Source organism: Paenibacillus sp. 2TAB19 (assembly GCF_052115185.1).
In the GTDB taxonomy this organism is placed as follows: domain Bacteria; phylum Bacillota; class Bacilli; order Paenibacillales; family Paenibacillaceae; genus Pristimantibacillus.
The window spans coordinates 19,704-37,766 of sequence record NZ_JBFRGE010000023.1; the positions used below are offsets into that span (position 1 = coordinate 19,704).

Sequence of the window (18,063 nt, forward strand, 5' to 3'; positions counted from 1 at the left end):
AACGATGACGATAACGAACATAGAAGCGAAAAAAAACGCGATCGACCAAGGCAGGAGAAGAGCAAAAGCGAAACCGTACGGTACGCTCATCATCGTCGCCTTCTTGCTCATAGGTCTGGCCTTGTATTCTGCGATGACTGGCAGCATCAAGGTGTCGTTCGGCGAATTGATCAGCGGTTTGATCGATGGCATGAACGAGCACGTTGAGATTATTAAGGATTTGCGCTTTCCTCGCATTCTTGTCTCCATGCTGTCCGGTGCGGCTCTTGCTGTATCCGGAGCTCTGTTGCAGGCTGTGATGAAAAACGCGCTCGCCGAACCCGGTATTATCGGTATTTCATCCGGAGCGGGACTCGTATCGATTACGGTCGTGACGGTGTTCCCGATGCTCTACTTCTGGTCGCCGCTGTTTTCCGTTCTGGGCGGCGCGCTGGCCTGCTATCTGGTTTATTCGCTCTCTTGGCGTACCGGTTTGAATCCGCTCCGGCTTATTCTGGTGGGCATCGCTATCAATGCGACATTCACCGGGCTCGGGCAATCTTTTAATTATCGAGGGAGTTATGCGGTAACAAGCGTCAACCAAGCGATATCTTCTATTTTTACGATGAAAACATGGGAGGATGTCCACATTCTCGGTCTATTCGGCGGGATCGGATTGCTCCTCGCTTTGACGCTGGGAGGCTGGTGCAACATGCTGTCCTTCAACGACGAGACGGCGCGCAATCTGGGCCTTCGCGTCGTGCGCGTCAGACTGCTCATCTCGGCGGTCGCTGTATTGCTGGCTTCTGTTGCAACCGCGATTGGCGGGCTGATTATGTTCGTTGGTTTGCTGGTTCCGCATATCGGCCGAGTGCTGGTCGGTTCGAACTATAAGCTGCTCATTCCGTTTTCGGCGCTTGGTGGAGCTCTGCTTGTCCTTGCAGCGGATACGATCGGAAGGACGGTGCTGGCTCCTGCGGAAATACCAGCTTCTATTATAATGGCGGTGATCGGAGGTCCGTTTCTCATCATTATGCTGAAGAGAAGCGACAAGCTCTACAAATAGGCAGTCGGCTATGGCAGTCCTGCAAAAAGGAGGTTTGGAACACGCATGAAGCAATTGCTTATTACCGACGATGACTACAATAGCCGTGCTTTGCTTGGCCACTACATGACCAAAGAAGGCTTCCGGGTGCTAGAAGCGCAGAATGGCCGAGAAGCGATGCACGTGCTCGAGAATCAGACGGTAGACCTTGTCATTATGGATATTATGATGCCTGAAGTGGACGGTCTCACGCTCTGTGAATATACGAGAAAAAACTTTGATATTCCTATTATCATTTTATCCGCCCGGGACCAGCTTAGCGACAAGGAACTAGGCTACTTAAGCGGAACGGATGACTATGTGACGAAGCCATTCGAGCTTCCGGAGCTGTTGTTCCGGGTCAAAGCATTGTTTCGACGCTATTCCTTCGCCTCCAGCGACAAAATCAGACTGCACAGGCTTGTAATTGATCGCAAAAATTATGAGGTCATTGACGGCGACGAGGTGCTGCTTCTCCCGCTGAAGGAGTTCGAGCTGCTGGCGCAGTTGGCGGAATATCCTGGCCGGGTCTTCTCGCGGGATGAGCTGATCCATCTCATTTGGGGCTCCGATTACGGTGGCGATGAACGGACGGTCGACGTACATATCAAGCGGCTGCGCAAACGGTTCTCGGAGGGCGGAAGCAGCTTTAACATTCATACGATTAGGGGCGTCGGCTATAAGCTTGAGGTGCTGGCGTAATGCGCTCGCTTTATTTTCGCGTTTTCCTCATCACGCTCTATACGATTCTGATCAGCAGCTTCCTCGGCTTCTTTATCGCTAACGTGTATTATCATTGGTCTCTCAAGCCCTATCAGGATGAGAAGCTGTTCGGCACGGTCAGTCAATTGAAGGCTCTTATCGAGCAGCATCCAGAGGCTATGGGCGATGCGCTTAGCATGTCTGCCGCGTTAGGATACCAGCTCTATGTCTATGATGAAGCGGGAAACGATCTGTTTTACGGGAGACATTTCTCGAGAAAGGATCTTCCGAATGACGTCAAGATGCGCGTACTGGACGGAGCGGAGTTCCACGGTATCGCTAACTTTCCGAACAAGGCGTTCGCTTCGGGTTACTTTGACAATCGACTCAGCAATACGGTGGGCGTACACGTATCGGCGGGAGCTGAGAGATACGCTCTTTTCCTGCGCCACGACAGCAACGTACAATTTGACGAGCTTCGCACGTTCTTTCTCTTTATGTTCGTGCTGACAGTCGTGTTCAGCGTGCCCTACTTCATGGTTAGCACACGTTACCTGGTGCAGCCGATCGTACAGCTCAAGGAAGCGACGAAACGGCTCGCGCAAGGGCAATATAAGCTCCGCTTGCCAACCAAGCGGAAGGACGAGATCGGGGAATTGGCGAACCATTTTCAAATCATGAGTCTGGAGCTGGAACGCGCCGACCTTCGCACGAAGGAGTTTGTCGCGAACGTCTCGCATGAAATCCATTCGCCGCTCGCTTCCATTCAAGGTTATGCCGATTCATTGCTCAGCGAAGAGATGGAGCCTGCCAGCGTTCGGGGGCATGCCGCTATTATCGGACAAGAGACGCGACATCTTGCAACATTAAGCAGGCAGCTCCTGCTGCTCTCAACGCTGGACCATTCCGAGCAGACAACGGAGAAGGGAAGGTTCCCGCTAAAGCCTCAGCTGCGGCAGACGCTTCAATTGCTGGAGTGGCAGTTGGCGGAGAAGGAAATCGCGGTGCGGCTGCTGGTGTCCTCTGGCCTGTACGTATACGGAGACGAAGTGCTGCTTATGCAAGTATGGTCGAACCTGCTCTCCAATGCGGTCAAATATATTCCGGCGGGTCGCTCCATTCAAATTCAGGCTTTTGTCGAGGATGGCGGTTGCGTCATCCATATAGCCGATACGGGCGACGGCATACCGGAGGAGCAATTGCCGTATATTTATGACCGTTTCTACCGGGGAGACAAAGCGAGGGAGCGGAAGTCGGGCAGTACTGGACTAGGCCTATCCATTGTGCAGCGCATTGTGATTCTGCATGGCGGAACGATCGCTGTGGAGAGCAGCGCGGGGGAAGGAACGGCATTTACGGTGAGATTGCCAGTTGAATAAGCTTTGATTGTGGGTCGGGTCGCCCTGAATAGGTATAAATAATGCCGGAGCGCACCAAGCTAGATACTAGCGGTGCGCTTCGGTTTTTCGTTGAAATATAGGACCGAATCTAAGGTGAAATCGAATCGTCAGAAAATTTAAACTTTGTGACTTGACCCGAGGAATATTTTGAGTATAATGAAGTTAAAGTCAAAGAAAGTCAAAGTCAATAAGCCGTTACGGCGGCTCTGACAAGCTCCTTTGGCCATGCGTTAGGGAGGTTGGTATTTTGAGAAATATTTCCGATCTCATCGAACAGTATTTGAAGCATATGCTGGACGATAGCGCCGGCGGCGCTGTCGAGATTCAACGAAATGACCTCGCTGACAAGTTTTCTTGCGTACCGTCGCAGATCAACTATGTGATTAGTACCCGGTTCACGCTGGAGAAAGGATACATGGTTGAAAGCAAGCGCGGAGGCGGAGGCTATATCCGAATCCAACGGGTTGATCTTCCGGCACTTAATTCGATTCAGCTCCATTTCGAACAAACGATTGGCGACTGTGTCGATCAGAGTGCGGCAGAAGGCATTATTTATCAGCTTGAGGAAGCAAGACTGGTGACGAGGCGCGAAGCTAATATACTCCGGGCAGCGGTGCAAAGGGAAACCATCGCACTCAAACTGCCGCAGAGGGATGAAATCCGGGCAAGGCTGCTGAAGTCGATGCTCATTTCATTATTAGTCAAGTAGCGCGTACCGGGAGGAGGGATCAGGCTTGATTTGCCAGGAATGCGGTAAGAGGCCGGCTACACTTCATTTTACAAAAATCATCAATGGCGAGAAGACGGAGTTTCACATTTGTGAAAGCTGTGCGAGAGAGAAGGGCGAAGGCATACCGGGCTCACCGAATAGCTTCTCGATTCATAGCCTGCTGTCAGGCCTTCTTGACTTCGAATCGACTGGCGGTCACAACTTCGCAAATCAGCAGCATGCGATTCGATGTGAGGAATGCGGTCTTACGTATACGCAGTTCAGTAAGATCGGAAGATTCGGCTGCAGCGCCTGCTACCAGCAGTTCGCCGATAAGCTTGATCCATTGCTGAAGCGGGTTCATGGCAGTACGGTTCATATGGGGAAAATTCCGAAGCGTTCAGGTGGTCAAATTCAGTGCAAGCGGGAGATCGAACAGCTTCGGCGCGATCTGCAAGCGCAGATTGAGCAAGAGGAGTTCGAAAGCGCAGCGAAGCTGCGTGACCGGATCCGCGAGCTGGAACGCAAGATAGCGGATCTATAGACGCTGTACGTACGCTGTAAGCTGGCATGGAAGGAGGAAAGCTCTCTTGACGAAGCATCGATTCACACAAGATGCATTAAGCGATTGGATGAAGAGCGGAGGACCCGAAACCGAGGTCGTCATCAGCAGCAGAGTCCGAGTCGCTCGCAACTTGCGACATCATCCGTTCCCGATGCTGGCCACGAACCAGCAATCGAAGGAAGTGATGGAGCAGCTCACCGAGGTAGGCGAATCCGGCAAGTTAAGCGATATCGGGCAATTCGAGACGGTATTGTTATCCGATCTTAGCGAGCTCGATAAGCGGGTACTTGTGGAGAAGCATCTCATTAGCCCGAATTTGGCCAATGAGTCGCGAGGCGGGGCTGTTTTGCTCAATCATGATGAATCAGTCAGCATAATGATTAACGAAGAAGATCATTTGCGCATTCAATGTTTATATCCAGGTTTCCAAATTCAGGAGGCATGGGCATTGGCCAGCGGAATTGACGATATTTTTGAAGCGGAGGCGGATTACGCCTTCGATGAGAAACGCGGTTACTTAACGTCTTGTCCGACGAATGTCGGAACGGGCATACGGGCGTCGGTCATGATGCATTTGCCGGCGCTGGTGCTGACTCAGCAGATTAACCGTATTTTATCAGCGGTAACGCAGGTCGGCTTGGCCGTTAGAGGATTGTACGGCGAGGGCAGTGAAGCGCTCGGTAATTTGTTTCAAATCTCGAACCAAATTACGCTCGGACAATCAGAGAGCGAGATTATTGATAACTTGCATGGCGTAGCCAAGCAGATCATCGAGCATGAGAAGGCGGCGCGCAGGCGGCTTCTCGAGGAATCAAAACTTCGCATCCAGGATCGAGTAAGCCGTTCTTACGGCATCTTGTCCCACGCTGCGATTATGGATTCCAAGGAAGCGGCGCAGCGGCTGTCGGATGTGAGGCTTGGCGCGGATCTCGGATTATTGCCGAGCGTTACGCCGCAAGTATTGAATGAATTATTGGTTATGACTCAGCCTGGATTCCTTCAACAGACTTTCAATGAGAAGATGAATCCGGAGCAGAGGGACTATAGGAGAGCAGAACTCATACGCAAGCAATTGCGTGGGGAAACCGAGCATGGGGGTGCGTGGATATGATGTTTGGACGGTTTACGGAACGAGCGCAGAAGGTGCTCGCATTGGCGCAAGAGGAAGCAGTGCGGCTTGGACATAACAATATCGGCACGGAGCATATTTTACTCGGTCTTATCCGCGAAGGGGAAGGCATTGCGGCTAAGGCGCTGATCGGGCTGGGACTTGGACTTGAGAAAATTCAAGACGAAGTAGAAGCATTGATCGGACGCGGCCAAGAGCAGCCTAATAATATTGCTTATACGCCGCGTGCTAAGAAAGTGATCGAATTGTCGATGGACGAAGCGAGAAAGCTTGGCCACACGTACGTGGGTACGGAGCATATCCTGCTCGGTCTCATTCGTGAAGGGGAAGGCGTAGCGGCTCGCGTGCTTAATAATCTGGGCATTAGCCTGAACAAAGCGCGTCAACAAGTGCTGCAGTTGCTTGGCAGCAGCGAAGCGGTATCGAGCAACCACGGCTCGCCTGCTAACGTAAGCACGCCGACGCTTGACGGTCTTGCTAGAGACCTTACGGCCTATGCGAAGGAAGGCAACCTTGATCCGGTTATCGGACGAAGCAAAGAAATCGAGCGCGTCATTCAAGTGTTAAGCCGCCGTACGAAAAATAATCCGGTCCTCATCGGTGAGCCGGGTGTTGGTAAGACGGCGATTGCCGAAGGGCTTGCTCAGAAGATCATCGCGAATGAAATTCCGGAAACGCTGCGCGACAAGCGCGTTATGACGCTTGATATGGGCTCCGTTGTTGCTGGAACGAAATATCGCGGCGAGTTCGAGGATCGCTTGAAAAAGATCATGGACGAAATTCGCCAAGCCGGAAATATCATCCTGTTCATCGATGAGCTGCACACGCTGATCGGCGCAGGCGGCGCGGAAGGCGCGATTGACGCCTCCAACATCCTGAAGCCGGCGCTTGCGCGCGGCGAGCTGCAGTGCATCGGGGCTACGACGCTGGATGAGTATCGCAAGTACATCGAGAAGGATGCAGCGCTAGAACGCCGCTTCCAACCGATTACAGTCGATCAACCGTCGCCGGAAGAGGCGATTCAAATTCTTCACGGACTGCGTGATCGTTACGAAGCGCATCACCGCGTGAAAATTACGGACGATGCGATCGTTCAGGCGGTTAAGTTGTCGGACCGCTATATTACGGACCGGTTCCTGCCTGACAAAGCCATTGACCTTATTGACGAAGCAAGCTCCAAAGTAAGGCTGAACTCTTACACGGTACCGCCGAATTTGAAGCAGCTTGAGAACCGTCTTGAAGATATCCGCAAGGAGAAGGATGCAGCCGTTCAAAGCCAAGAGTTCGAGAAAGCGGCAGCGCTTCGCGATACGGAACAGAAGATTCGCGAAGAGCTCGACGTAACGAAGAACCAATGGAAAGAGAAACAAGGCCGCACCGATTCCGAGGTAACGCCGGAAGATATCGCTCAGATCGTAGCAAGCTGGACCGGCATTCCGGTCAACAAGCTGGCTGAAGAAGAGACCGAGCGTCTGCTGAAAATGGAATCGATCCTTCATGACCGCGTTATCGGTCAAGAGGAAGCCGTTAAGTCGGTATCCCGCGCGATCCGTCGTGCTCGCGCAGGTCTGAAGGATCCGAAACGTCCGATCGGCTCGTTCATCTTCCTAGGACCTACTGGGGTAGGTAAGACGGAGCTGGCGCGCGCGCTTGCAGAAGCGATGTTCGGCGACGAGAATGCGGTTATCCGCATCGATATGTCGGAATACATGGAGAAGCATTCGACTTCAAGACTCGTCGGTGCGCCTCCAGGATATGTAGGCTACGAAGAGGGCGGTCAGCTCACGGAGAAGGTTCGCCGCAAGCCGTATTCGGTTGTCTTGCTTGACGAGATCGAGAAAGCACATCCGGAAGTATTCAACATCCTGCTTCAAGTGCTTGAGGATGGTCGTCTGACCGACTCCAAAGGCCGCGTCGTTGACTTCCGCAACACGCTCATTATTATGACGTCCAATGTCGGCGCTGACCAAATCAAACGCAATTCCTCGCTTGGCTTCACGGCCGTGCAGGATGCGGGCAGAGACTTCTCGCTAATGAAAGACAAAGTAATGGCTGAGCTTAAGAAAAGCTTCCGTCCGGAGTTCTTGAACCGGATCGACGAGAGCATCGTGTTCCACTCGCTGGGCGAGGAGCATATCGCTCAGATCGTAACGCTCATGTCCGACGAGCTTCGCAAGCGTCTGCGCGAGCAAGAGGTCGACTTCGTCTTGACCGACGCCGCGAAAGCATTCCTTGCGAAGGAAGGCTATGATCCGCAATACGGTGCGCGTCCGCTGCGCCGTGCGATTCAGAAGCATATCGAGGACCGTCTCTCCGAGGATCTGCTCATGGGCAATATTCAAAAGGGCGATTCGTTCACGATCGACGAGAAGGACGGCGCGCTGACTGTAACGAAAGCAGCCGCAGCTCCTGCTCCCGAAGAGCCGGCTACGAAATAAAGCGCGAAGAGGTTGAGGGCCTAGGCCCTCAACCTCTTTTTATTTTGTAATTCATGCGGGATTTCGGCATCCTATCTCCAGCTTCATCCTCTTTTTTATATCCACATTCCTAGCAAACCTTCATCCACATGTGGATATCTCGCAGCGAGAAAACCGAATCGAACTTATGCACAATCGGGAATGCTGTGGATGAAGCGTTATTTTAACGGAATCTTAATAGCTAGATCTTCACGAATGTCGGGGAGGGGCAGTTTCCAACCAGCGAGATAAATTGATTTGCCGTTCATATCGTCCAGCGACAGCGGCGCATACTCTTGCGTAAACGAATAGGTGCTGCGGTCTGCGAGCCTTGTCCCTCCAAGCTGGGTTATCGGTTGATTGTTCGCGTCTTCCAGCCAGAAGCTGTTTGCTTGAGAGAACGGATCTGATCCTTCTACCGTGTAGTGCAAGATCGTTTTGTCAGGCAAAAACTCGGCATCCGTAACGGAAATCGAGCCGATCTCCCCTTGCGAGAGGGTAATAGGCAGTTGTTGCCGCGGATCGAATGCGATTTCACTGCGTTCCAACGATTTTCCGGAAGTATCCAGATTATAAGGCTGAATAATGAAATAGTCCGGTATCGCTTCGATGGGGGCAAAGCGGATCCGATACTCCGACTTGTATCGATCTTGTTCATCGGAGTGGAGGTTATCACCTCTGTAGCCGAAAGATTGAAGCTGCTGCCCTTTATCGTCGTAGATGAAGAAGCCTAGTTCCTCTACGGTACGTTTCTCATCCAACTCCACGTTAATTGCCGTAACGGCAGGCGTCATTGTCACTTTTTTGACCGATAACGTGGTCTCTCCCGATGTCGCACTTGGAGGCGATTCTTCAAATGAGCGTACCGATATGCCCTCAGTAAGCTTGCTGACAGGGAGACGGAATTTCCAAGAGCCCTTCGTCGTCTGCCAACCTGTTTCGTTCGAATAATGCTGGATGCTATTCAGCTTCAACGTAAGCTCGAATTGATCGGGAAGAGTGCCGTCCGCTTCATAATCCATGTATCCTGTGTATTGATTATCTCCTATTTGTGAAGAGCCGCCGCTGCCGAGCAGCGTTTCTATCGGTTCGCCGTTAATGAGCATATCCGCATCGAGAGACGATACAAAATGGTCTGCCTCAACCGTGTACCCGATCGCTAACCGAATGCCGTCGTATAACACCTCGGTAACCGTCATACGAATCCCTTGATCTTCTGCTGCTTGATTCAGCTTTGTCGCTAAACCTTTCTGTCCGGATAGCTGTAACCCGGCATCGCCGATCATCTCAAAAACCGACCCTATGAGCGGCGTATTCGTTAATGCTTTGGCGATAGTCGGAGAGACGAAGGAAGAACCGACAAGCAGCGCTAAGGAGGCAGCGGCTGCCGTAACGCCAATGGCTGCTTTTCGGGGAACGCGCTTCCGTTTTTTCAACGATAATAAAGTTTGATCCACACGCGAGCTAACAACTTCCGGAACTGCTTGAGTAGACTCTTTCAATAATCGATTTAATTCAAAATCAAGCTCATGATCATTCATTGGTCATGCTCCTCTCTTGTCTTAAGTAACGAGAAAGCTTCTCCCGAGCGCGAAATAAACGGGATTTGATGGTGCCTTCTGGAAAATCGAGCAATGATGCTATTTCTTTAAGCGGCAGATCCTCCAAATAAAATAGAGTAACGACAATTCGGAGCTCTTCCTCCAGTGCTTGTACGGCTTCGTTAAGCCCGTTATGTTGAGGGTCGTGACTGTAAGAGCCGCGGTCGGACATGTCGGCAATCGGTATGACTTGACTGCGGTGCTTCAGCATTCGATTGCATTCATTAATCAAGATACGCAGCAGCCAGGTTTTAAAATATTGGGGCTCGCGCAGAGTGTTAATGGACTGAAAAGCTTTCAAAATCGTTTCTTGCAACGCATCCGCTATTTCCGAATCGCTCTTCAGATACGATTTGGCCAGACGGTACATCGACGGCTCGCACGCTTTAATAATGCGGACAAAGGCGTCGTGATGGCCTCGCGCAGCGCGAAGGATATCATCCTGCAGAATCATAGTTGACTTTCTCCTTTCGTTTAAATTCTATTGATTAGATAAATGGAGGCGCCAAAAGGTTCACGCATGGAAAAATTGGAATCGGATATGGTTAAGTTACCCTAATCCGCAGTTCATTCGTAAGTTGAAGCAGTCGGAGAATGAATATCGCAATATGTTGACAATGAGAATCATTATCGTATAATAGATGGATAAGGTTACTTGCAGATAACGAAGCGGATTTACGCTGCCATATAATGAAACAACAAACTAGAGGAGGCACGGACATGATCGTCGTTACGAATACGATAAAGGTGAAAAAAGGGCACGGAGAATCGGTTGCGCAGCGGTTTCATCAATCGATAGGCATCGATCTGTCACCGGGCTTCGTCCGGATGGAAGTGCTGATGGCCGAGCATATCGAGGGGCATGACGAATTGAAGGTAAGCACGACCTGGGAGCAGAAGGAGCACTTCGACGCTTGGGTGAACAGCGATTCCTTCCGCCTCGCCCACGCCCACAAGCGCAAGCCTGAACAAGCAGCAGGAGCTGCCGCCGACGGATCTCCGAGAATATTTGAAAATATAATGCTCGGTTCGCAACTATCGACGCATAGAGTCCTCTTGTCGCGCCATTCTTAAATGCTTCGTCTCGTGTGTCCCAAAGCTCTTATCCACCATTGGATAAGAGCTTTTTTGTTGTTTTTTCTTCGATTTTCACAACGTTATCCACAAAATACTGTGCACAAGCTGTTCATAATAATGTGGATAAGTCCGATATATAGGATATATACTCCAGTTATCATTCCGCCTCATCCTCATTGAAAAAAGTAATCGATGCGGCCTACGGGGTGCCCGTCTAAGTTGAATGTGGATAATTCGCATATTTCATGAACCTTGCTTCATTATTCAGAGCCTATCATGTGCATATGTGGATGTTGCCATCGCTTTAGAATTATTCACATGTGGATTATTCGGCAGGTTCTCATCTAATCAGGTGTGGATTGTTGCCAAGTTGAAAATAATAACACTAAAGCTGCGCGAGCGGAATAACTTTTCGCATCCTGTGCACAATTTTTTTCGTATAGTATGTGGGTTTATAGTGGCGGGATAAAATGGTAAACTTTATATGTTGGCGCATAAGCGCTTAACTAACAGCTTAAGGAGTACAGAATGGCTAAAATAAAAACAAAGTTCGTCTGTACCGAATGCGGTACAGAATCCGCCAAATGGCTCGGCAAATGCCCAGGCTGTCACGCATGGAATTCCATGGTGGAGGAGAAAGAAACGGTTGTTAAGACGCAAGGTGTCGGATTGTCGTCGCTTCATACGAAAGAAAAGCCGCAATCGATCATACATATAGAAAATGGGCAGGAGCCTCGTATTGAAACAAAGATGCTGGAGCTTAACCGTGTGCTTGGAGGCGGCGTCGTTCCAGGGTCGCTCATACTGGTCGGCGGCGATCCCGGCATCGGGAAATCGACGCTGCTGCTGCAGACCTCTCATGCTTTGGCTGTCAAAGGGCTGAAGGTGCTCTATATCTCAGGCGAGGAATCGGTACGCCAAACACGGCTGCGGGCGGATCGGCTCGGCGCTTTGACGGAAACGCTTTATGTATTGTGCGAGACCAATATGGAGCACATTAACGATGCGATTGATTCACTGCAGCCGGACTTTTTAGTCATCGATTCGATTCAGACGGTATACGATCCGGGCGTTCAATCGGCGCCGGGAAGCGTAGCGCAAGTACGCGAATGTACGGCGCATTTCATGAGAGTTGCGAAGGTTAGAGGTATCGCGACGGTGTTGGTCGGCCATGTAACGAAAGAAGGCGCGATCGCAGGACCGCGGCTGCTGGAGCATATGGTTGACTGCGTCTTGTACTTCGAAGGCGAACGCCATCATACATACCGATTGCTCCGCGCGGTGAAGAATCGCTTCGGATCAACGAACGAGATTGGCATTTTCGAAATGGGAGAAGAGGGACTGCGGGAAGTATCCAATCCTTCCGAGCTATTCCTCTCCGAACGGCCGCTCGGTGTATCGGGCTCAACGGTAGTAGCCAGCATGGAAGGAACACGGCCTGTTCTCGTCGAGCTCCAGGCGCTCGTCGCAACGACGAACTTCCCGTCGCCAAGGCGGATGTCGACCGGCATCGATCATCATCGGATGGCGCTTATCATTGCTGTATTGGAGAAGCGCAACGGGATGTTTCTCCAGACGCAGGATGCGTACTTGAATGTAGCGGGAGGCGTGAAGCTGGATGAACCCGCAGTCGATCTTGCAGCGGCAGTAAGTCTTGCATCCAGCTTCCGCGATGCGCCGACCAAACCGTATGATGTTATATTCGGCGAGGTCGGCCTAACCGGCGAGGTGCGTGCGGTATCGAGGGCGGAGCAGCGGGTGAAGGAAGCAGAGAAGCTTGGTTTCAAACGAGTCATTATGCCGGAGAAGAGCCTCAAGGGTTGGAAAGCGCCCGAGGGCATAGAAATTATCGGCGTCAGCACGGTGGCGGAAGCACTTAAGGCAGCGCTTGGATAGGGGGCAAACGATGAAAGAACCTACACAGCTCGAAGTTATGAATCAATTGTTGCAGTTAGTCGCGCCAGGCACCCCATTTCGTGAAGGGCTCGAGAATGTGCTTCGCGCCAAGACAGGAGCATTGATTGTTGTTGGCTACAGTCCGGAAGTGATGGAGGTTGTAGACGGGGGGTTCTCGATTAATTGCGACTTCTCGTCGAATTACTTATATGAACTGGCGAAGATGGACGGCGCCATTATCATGAGCGAGGATATGCGTCGCATCCTGTATGCGAACACCCAGCTCATCCCGAACAGCTCTATTCCGTCCATTGAAACGGGCATCCGTCATCGTACGGCGGAGCGGGTTGCGAAGCAGACCGGAAAGTTGGTCGTATCCATCTCGCAAAGGCGTAACGTCATTACCTTGTATCAGGGCAATCTTCGTTATTCGCTTAAGGACATGGGCGTCATCCTGACGAAGGCTAACCAAGCTATTCAAACGCTGGAGAAATATAAGGCCGTATTAAGTCAATCGTTCACGAACTTGTCGGCGCTTGAATTCGAGGAGCTGGTTACGCTCCAAGAGGTTGCTCACGTTATTCAGCGAGTGGAGATGGTATTGCGCGTTAAGATGGAAATTAAGCGATACGTCAATGAGCTTGGCACAGAGGGTCGATTAATCAGCATGCAAATGGATGAATTGATCGGCGGCGTTGAAGAGGACGCATGGTACTTGCTGAAGGATTACGCCAAAGACAATTCCGATGAGAAGATACGCGAAATAAGAGCAGGTCTTAAGAAACTCAGCTCGGACGAATTGCTGGATGCTTCGCCTATCGTTCGCTTGATCGGCTACTCGCATACGAACAACATGTCCGACGAGGCGGTATCGCCGCGCGGTTACCGGCTGCTGAACAAGATTCCGAGGCTGCCGATCATTATAATGAACAATCTGGTCGAGCGATTCGGCCGATTGCCTCATATTTTGATGGCGACGATCGAAGAATTGGATGAGGTGGACGGTATCGGCGAAGTGCGCGCCCGCGCCATTAAAGAAGGGCTTAAGCGGATCCAAGAGCAGATGTTCATTGACAGACAAATTTAAATCTCATACAATTGATGGAATGTGGTCCTGTCGCGTAGATATACATTAGTAACAGGTTTTGGGGCATAGTAGAGAAGAGGTGGAAAAGATGATCACAAAGTCGATACCGAGCCTTCTCACGGTGGGGAACTTATTCTTAGGAGTAATCGCCATCATCCTTGTGTTCAACGAAAAACCGGATACGGCAGCAATGATGGTGTTAATCGCCATGCTGCTCGACGGCGTAGACGGACGTGTCGCTCGGGCGCTCAATGCTCAAAGCGAGTTCGGCAAGGAGCTTGATTCGTTATCCGACGTTATTTCGTTTGGCGTAGCGCCTGCTTTTATTATGTACGTGGTCGCATTCCAAGATTTGAGTCCAGCATTGGCCTGGATCGTTACGGCTCTGTTCCCGATTTGCGGAGCACTCAGACTCGCACGATTTAACGTAATTGCAAGCTCGCCGGGTTACTTCATCGGACTTCCGATCCCAGCGGCCGGAGGCGTTCTGGCAACGCTTGCGTTATTTAAGGATGATATAGCGGTATCGATCTTGCTGGCAAGCACGTTGGCGCTTGCGCTATTAATGGTCAGCACCATTAAATACCCGAATTTCAAAAAAGTCGGCATCCCGAGAAGCGCAGTATGGGTAGTACCGATTATCGTAGCGGTCTCGGTCGTATTAGGCCTTTTATTTAAACATCAATTGTCCAAAATCTTGTTCGTACCGCTGCTGCTGTACGCCTTGTACGGCCTAAAAAAAAACGTTAGCCGACGGCCCAAAAAACGCAGAAAGCGCGGAAACAGACAGGATCAATCGGATGATTCAGTGAAATCCGAACATACAGCATAATGTAAGAATAGAAAAAACCGCCTCTGCATCGGAAGCAGATCAGGCGGTTTTTTTCGTATTGCAACGATAAGGTTGGCGTCGTCTTAATGGCATGCATAATCGACTACGTTAAATTAAATAAGCCAAGCGTCGAGCATTTGTCGTATTCGTCTGCGATTACCTCGTCTAGTTCAATGTTCAGCAGATTGCATAAAGCGGTCATGTAAAACAAATTGCGTCCGAGCTCGGACTTCAGTACGTCCCGGCAATGCTCGCAAACCTCTCCGGAGAGATGGCTTTGCAGCGTTGTTTTCGCATTTTCGAGATCAAGCTCATCCGAGTATTGCTGTTTTTTGGCGTTCAATTCAATGCAGCCGCAATCCGTTACGGCTTTGGATACAGCACGATTCACGGAAGCGCCCGATTGTCCGAACTTTGACATAACGTCTAGCAGGCTCCGGTGTCTAAGCAGTAGTTCAGATACCTGCTGCTGGAACTGATTCAGTGTTGGAGCGCTCATCGATTCCACCTCTATCACCAACCTCTTCGAAAGTAATCTCAATTCCCATTATAAGCCTCAGGGGGGCTGTTTTCAAAATGTGAATTATGAGAAAATTCTGATCGAAGTAATTCAGTGGTGAGCGACCGCGGCTAAAGGTAAATTTTATCGCCAATCAGAATGCGCATCTATACGGTTTGATTCTGTATTGATGTGAACATTCTGATGTGGGTAGAAAACTTTATCGTAGAAATTCGAGGATGAGCGACCGCGGATAGTGGAAGTTTTTATCGCCAATCAGAATGCACATCTATACGGTTTGACTCTGTATAGAGGTGAACATTCTGATGCGGGGAGAAAAACTTTATCACAGAAATTCGAGGATGAACGGCTAGTGAGGGAGTTCATTAAATAGTGAGGGAGAATCTCACAGAAATGCTTCGAACGGTTAGGTGCGGACAAAATAGTGAGGCAAACCTCACTTGTCGGGAACCCAGCTTCATCAGGAGTGAGGATTGCCTCACTAATTGTGCGAAGCAGGCTTTTGCAGCTCATTTAAGTGAGGTTCACCTCACTCGGGATGAGATAAAGCTCACTAAAGCACGAATAGCAACCTCCTATTTACCCGAGGCGGTAGAAGGAGAAAGAACTATTTTACAAATTCACGCGCTGCTAACGATTAACCTGCCTATTATTGGAACATAATTGTAATGGAGGTGAACCGTAATGGTTAGACGTATAATTCAAATAATGGGTATGTTGTTTGGCGGTATGGCCGGCGGCGAAGTATATGGTTGGATGAATGGAGCGGCACTGTGGTCGAGCTCATCATTCGGTATGCTGCAGCGATCGGGCACTTATTACATGAATGTAGCAGTTGGCGCGGTATTTGGAGTCATTGCAGCAACAATGTTAGCAGGGCAGGTCATTCGGTATATGCAGAAGGGCGCGGAGCAGACAGCTGCGCTGCCGATGAAGGATTTGATAGCGGGCGCGGGCGGTTTGCTGGCTGGCTTGCTGCTTGCTGTGCTTCTTTATCCGGCCGTCTCGGATTTCAGCGGTATGGGACGACTCATTCCTGCTGCGATGATGTTGACATTCGGGTATTTGGGCCTCAGCATCGGCTTGCATAAGAAGGAAGAGCTGGCGACTGGCTTCGAGAGCTTGCTGGAGAAGCGGCGAACAGCGCCAGAGCCCGAGGAAACGAGCGGTTACGAGGAGCATAAGATCCTCGATACGAGCGTTATTATCGACGGTCGGATTGCGGATATATGCAAAACCGGCTTTATCGAAGGCACGCTGGTCATTCCGGAATTCGTGCTGGAGGAGCTGCAGCATATTGCCGATTCCTCGGATTTGCTGAAGCGTAACAGAGGCCGTCGCGGCCTTGATATTTTGAACAAAATTCAGAAGGAGCTTGATGTTCGCGTTCTGATCTACGAAGGAGACTTCGAGGAGATCGGCGAGGTGGACAGCAAGCTGGTGAAGCTCGCGAAGGCGCTCCACGGCAAAGTCGTAACGAATGACTTCAACCTGAATAAAGTATGCGAGCTGCAAGGCGTATCGGTGCTTAACATTAATGATCTAGCTAACGCCGTGAAGCCCGTTGTTCTGCCGGGAGAAGAAATTATCGTTCAAGTGATCAAAGACGGCAAGGAACACGGCCAAGGCGTAGCGTATCTGGATGACGGCACGATGATCGTCGTTGAGGGCGGCCGCGACTACATAGGCACGACGATGGAGGTGCTCGTTACGAGTGTCCTGCAGACGTCGGCGGGCCGGATGATATTCGCGAAACCGAAGCTGTTGGAAAAAGCGCTCTAACAAGGTATGATAGTACTATCATAGAGTGTTAGGCAGGTTGGGTCATGTTAGCAGATTGGGGAGTCGTCATCGTCGCGGCCGGACGCGGGACGCGGATGGGGACGAAAGAGAGCAAACAATATTTGCAGTTAGCGGACAAGCCTATTCTTGTGCATACACTGGAGCTGTTCGAGCGAATGGACACCGTGAAGGAAACGGTGCTTGTTGTCGGCGCGGACGATGTGCCTAGGTGCCAGGAATGGGTTGCCCGCTACGGCTTTGCGAAGGTGAAGGCTGTTCTTGCCGGAGGCAAGGAGCGCCAGCATTCCGTACACATCGGTCTTCAAGCGATTACGGCCGAATGGGTCATGGTGCATGACGGCGTTCGTCCGCTCGTGTCGGCGGAAGCCGTGCAGCGATGCTGCGAGACCGCCGAGCGCAACGAAGCCGCAGTGCTTGCCGTTCCTGTGAAGGACACGATCAAGCAAGTAGATGAAGCGGGCGTCATCATTGCTACGCCGGACCGTCGAAGCTTGTGGGCGATACAAACGCCGCAAGCTTTTCGTCATGCATTGCTGCTTGAAGCGCATGAGCAGGCGGAAGCAGCCGGCTTCATCGGCACGGATGACGCGATGGTTGTGGAACGGACGGGAGCAACCGTTACCGTTGCAGAGGGCGAATATACGAATATAAAGATAACGACGCCTGACGATTTGCCATGGGCGGAATTTCTGCTAGCAAATCGCCGTGTCGATCTGGTTGAGGGAAAGGATGATAAATAGTGATACGTGTAGGACAAGGTTTTGATGTGCATCAATTGGTTGAGGGGCGTCCTTGCATTATCGGCGGCGTAACGATCCCTTATGAGAAGGGGCTGCTCGGGCATTCCGACGCGGACGTGCTGCTGCATGCCATTACAGATGCCATTCTAGGCGCGCTCGGAATGGGCGACATCGGTAAACATTTTCCTGATACGGACGCTGCATATAAGGATGCGGACAGCTTAAAGCTGTTGGAGCATGTATGGAAGCTTATTCGGGAGAAGGGCTATAAGCTCGGCAATATTGATTCGACGATTATTGCTCAACGCCCGAAGATGCTGCCCTATATTCCGCAAATGACGGAGATTATTGCGAAGGCGCTTGAAGCGGATGTATCGCAAGTGAATGTGAAGGCGACAACGACGGAGCAGCTTGGCTTCGCAGGACGCGGTGAAGGGATTGCGGCGCAATCGGTTGTTTGTTTAGTTAAAGCGGGCTAATTAA

17 protein-coding genes are annotated in these 18,063 nt (G+C 51.0%); 14 read left to right on the forward strand and 3 right to left on the reverse strand.

Annotated elements, in window-relative coordinates; translation table 11 throughout:
- Positions 1 to 4: 4 nt before the first annotated feature.
- The 7 genes from AB4Z33_RS12530 to clpC all read left to right on the forward strand — a co-directional run bounded on the left by AB4Z33_RS12530 (position 5) and on the right by clpC (position 8,006).
- A complete protein-coding gene (locus AB4Z33_RS12530; protein ID WP_442050260.1) occupies positions 5 to 1,045 on the forward strand; it encodes a FecCD family ABC transporter permease in 1,041 nt (346 codons plus the stop codon).
- 45 nt (positions 1,046 to 1,090) lie between these two features.
- The gene (locus tag AB4Z33_RS12535) at positions 1,091 to 1,765 is read left to right on the forward strand and encodes a response regulator transcription factor (RefSeq protein WP_442050261.1); all 675 of its coding nucleotides are present in this window, start codon (positions 1,091 to 1,093) and stop codon (positions 1,763 to 1,765) included.
- Positions 1,765 to 3,144, forward strand: coding sequence for a sensor histidine kinase (locus AB4Z33_RS12540; protein ID WP_442050262.1), 1,380 nt, complete (start codon positions 1,765 to 1,767; stop codon positions 3,142 to 3,144). Before AB4Z33_RS12535 ends, AB4Z33_RS12540 begins: the two co-directional genes overlap by 1 nt.
- Before the next feature lie 268 nt (positions 3,145 to 3,412).
- Entirely contained in the window at positions 3,413 to 3,874 is a 462-nt protein-coding gene (locus AB4Z33_RS12545; RefSeq protein ID WP_442050263.1) for a CtsR family transcriptional regulator, read from the forward strand.
- 25 nt (positions 3,875 to 3,899) lie between these two features.
- Positions 3,900 to 4,418: a UvrB/UvrC motif-containing protein gene (locus AB4Z33_RS12550; RefSeq protein ID WP_442050264.1), complete on the forward strand. Its 519-nt coding sequence runs from the start codon at positions 3,900 to 3,902 to the stop codon at positions 4,416 to 4,418.
- A gap of 46 nt (positions 4,419 to 4,464) precedes the next feature.
- Positions 4,465 to 5,550 carry a protein arginine kinase gene (locus AB4Z33_RS12555; RefSeq protein WP_442050265.1) on the forward strand — a complete coding sequence of 362 codons (1,086 nt, stop codon included), beginning with the start codon at positions 4,465 to 4,467 and terminating at the stop codon, positions 5,548 to 5,550.
- The gene (gene clpC, locus AB4Z33_RS12560; RefSeq protein WP_442050266.1) at positions 5,547 to 8,006 is read left to right on the forward strand and encodes an ATP-dependent protease ATP-binding subunit ClpC; all 2,460 of its coding nucleotides are present in this window, start codon (positions 5,547 to 5,549) and stop codon (positions 8,004 to 8,006) included. Before AB4Z33_RS12555 ends, clpC begins: the two co-directional genes overlap by 4 nt.
- A 197-nt stretch (positions 8,007 to 8,203) precedes the next feature.
- On the opposite strand, the gene AB4Z33_RS12565 is transcribed toward clpC, so the two are convergent.
- Together AB4Z33_RS12565 and AB4Z33_RS12570 are read right to left on the reverse strand one after the other, a co-directional pair.
- Entirely contained in the window at positions 8,204 to 9,565 is a 1,362-nt protein-coding gene (locus AB4Z33_RS12565) for a DUF4179 domain-containing protein (protein ID WP_442050267.1), read from the reverse strand.
- On the reverse strand, positions 9,558 to 10,079 hold the full coding sequence (locus tag AB4Z33_RS12570) for a sigma-70 family RNA polymerase sigma factor (protein ID WP_442050268.1): 522 nt from the start codon (positions 10,077 to 10,079) through the stop codon (positions 9,558 to 9,560). The genes AB4Z33_RS12565 and AB4Z33_RS12570 overlap by 8 nt, the downstream gene beginning before the upstream one ends.
- A gap of 236 nt (positions 10,080 to 10,315) precedes the next feature.
- Here AB4Z33_RS12570 and AB4Z33_RS12575 point away from each other — a divergent pair, with 236 nt between their 5' ends.
- From AB4Z33_RS12575 to pssA, 4 genes are all read left to right on the forward strand, one after another.
- Positions 10,316 to 10,699, forward strand: a complete 384-nt coding sequence (locus tag AB4Z33_RS12575; protein WP_442050269.1) for an antibiotic biosynthesis monooxygenase — start codon at positions 10,316 to 10,318, stop codon at positions 10,697 to 10,699.
- A 531-nt stretch (positions 10,700 to 11,230) separates the two neighbouring features.
- Positions 11,231 to 12,598, forward strand: a complete 1,368-nt coding sequence (radA, locus tag AB4Z33_RS12580) for a DNA repair protein RadA (RefSeq protein WP_337103217.1) — start codon at positions 11,231 to 11,233, stop codon at positions 12,596 to 12,598.
- Positions 12,599 to 12,608: 10 nt separating this feature from the next.
- Positions 12,609 to 13,685 carry a DNA integrity scanning diadenylate cyclase DisA gene (gene disA / locus AB4Z33_RS12585; protein ID WP_442050270.1) on the forward strand — a complete coding sequence of 359 codons (1,077 nt, stop codon included), beginning with the start codon at positions 12,609 to 12,611 and terminating at the stop codon, positions 13,683 to 13,685.
- Between the two features lie 88 nt (positions 13,686 to 13,773).
- Complete coding sequence (pssA, locus tag AB4Z33_RS12590; protein WP_442050271.1) at positions 13,774 to 14,517, forward strand: CDP-diacylglycerol--serine O-phosphatidyltransferase; 744 nt, start codon at positions 13,774 to 13,776, stop codon at positions 14,515 to 14,517.
- A 103-nt stretch (positions 14,518 to 14,620) separates the two neighbouring features.
- On the opposite strand, the gene AB4Z33_RS12595 is transcribed toward pssA, so the two are convergent.
- Positions 14,621 to 15,016, reverse strand: a complete 396-nt coding sequence (locus tag AB4Z33_RS12595; RefSeq protein ID WP_337103220.1) for a DUF1573 domain-containing protein — start codon at positions 15,014 to 15,016, stop codon at positions 14,621 to 14,623.
- Between the two features lie 705 nt (positions 15,017 to 15,721).
- On the opposite strand from AB4Z33_RS12595, the gene AB4Z33_RS12600 reads away from it, so the two are divergent.
- From AB4Z33_RS12600 to ispF, 3 genes are read left to right on the forward strand one after another with little or no spacing between them, the layout of a single operon-like run.
- On the forward strand, positions 15,722 to 16,819 hold the full coding sequence (locus AB4Z33_RS12600; protein ID WP_442050272.1) for a PIN/TRAM domain-containing protein: 1,098 nt from the start codon (positions 15,722 to 15,724) through the stop codon (positions 16,817 to 16,819).
- A gap of 44 nt (positions 16,820 to 16,863) precedes the next feature.
- Positions 16,864 to 17,580 (forward strand): 2-C-methyl-D-erythritol 4-phosphate cytidylyltransferase, encoded by a 717-nt coding sequence (gene ispD / locus AB4Z33_RS12605; protein WP_442050273.1) that lies wholly within the window; start codon positions 16,864 to 16,866, stop codon positions 17,578 to 17,580.
- On the forward strand, positions 17,580 to 18,059 hold the full coding sequence (gene ispF / locus AB4Z33_RS12610) for a 2-C-methyl-D-erythritol 2,4-cyclodiphosphate synthase (protein WP_442050274.1): 480 nt from the start codon (positions 17,580 to 17,582) through the stop codon (positions 18,057 to 18,059). The genes ispD and ispF overlap by 1 nt, the downstream gene beginning before the upstream one ends.
- The last annotated feature ends 4 nt before the right edge of the window (positions 18,060 to 18,063 follow it).

What these genes read in the sequence shown, in the direction of transcription:
- AB4Z33_RS12530 (WP_442050260.1), top strand. Translation starts at nt 5, where the DNA reads ATGACGATAACGAACATAGAAGCGAAAAAAAACGCGATCGACCAAGGC.
- AB4Z33_RS12535 (WP_442050261.1), top strand. Translation starts at nt 1,091, where the DNA reads ATGAAGCAATTGCTTATTACCGACGATGACTACAATAGCCGTGCTTTG.
- AB4Z33_RS12540 (WP_442050262.1), top strand. Translation starts at nt 1,765, where the DNA reads ATGCGCTCGCTTTATTTTCGCGTTTTCCTCATCACGCTCTATACGATT.
- clpC (WP_442050266.1), top strand. Translation starts at nt 5,547, where the DNA reads ATGATGTTTGGACGGTTTACGGAACGAGCGCAGAAGGTGCTCGCATTG.
- AB4Z33_RS12565 (WP_442050267.1), bottom strand. Translation starts at nt 9,565, where the DNA reads ATGAATGATCATGAGCTTGATTTTGAATTAAATCGATTATTGAAAGAG.
- AB4Z33_RS12570 (WP_442050268.1), bottom strand. Translation starts at nt 10,079, where the DNA reads ATGATTCTGCAGGATGATATCCTTCGCGCTGCGCGAGGCCATCACGAC.
- AB4Z33_RS12575 (WP_442050269.1), top strand. Translation starts at nt 10,316, where the DNA reads ATGAAACAACAAACTAGAGGAGGCACGGACATGATCGTCGTTACGAAT.
- radA (WP_337103217.1), top strand. Translation starts at nt 11,231, where the DNA reads ATGGCTAAAATAAAAACAAAGTTCGTCTGTACCGAATGCGGTACAGAA.
- disA (WP_442050270.1), top strand. Translation starts at nt 12,609, where the DNA reads ATGAAAGAACCTACACAGCTCGAAGTTATGAATCAATTGTTGCAGTTA.
- pssA (WP_442050271.1), top strand. Translation starts at nt 13,774, where the DNA reads ATGATCACAAAGTCGATACCGAGCCTTCTCACGGTGGGGAACTTATTC.
- AB4Z33_RS12595 (WP_337103220.1), bottom strand. Translation starts at nt 15,016, where the DNA reads ATGAGCGCTCCAACACTGAATCAGTTCCAGCAGCAGGTATCTGAACTA.
- AB4Z33_RS12600 (WP_442050272.1), top strand. Translation starts at nt 15,722, where the DNA reads ATGGTTAGACGTATAATTCAAATAATGGGTATGTTGTTTGGCGGTATG.
- ispD (WP_442050273.1), top strand. Translation starts at nt 16,864, where the DNA reads ATGTTAGCAGATTGGGGAGTCGTCATCGTCGCGGCCGGACGCGGGACG.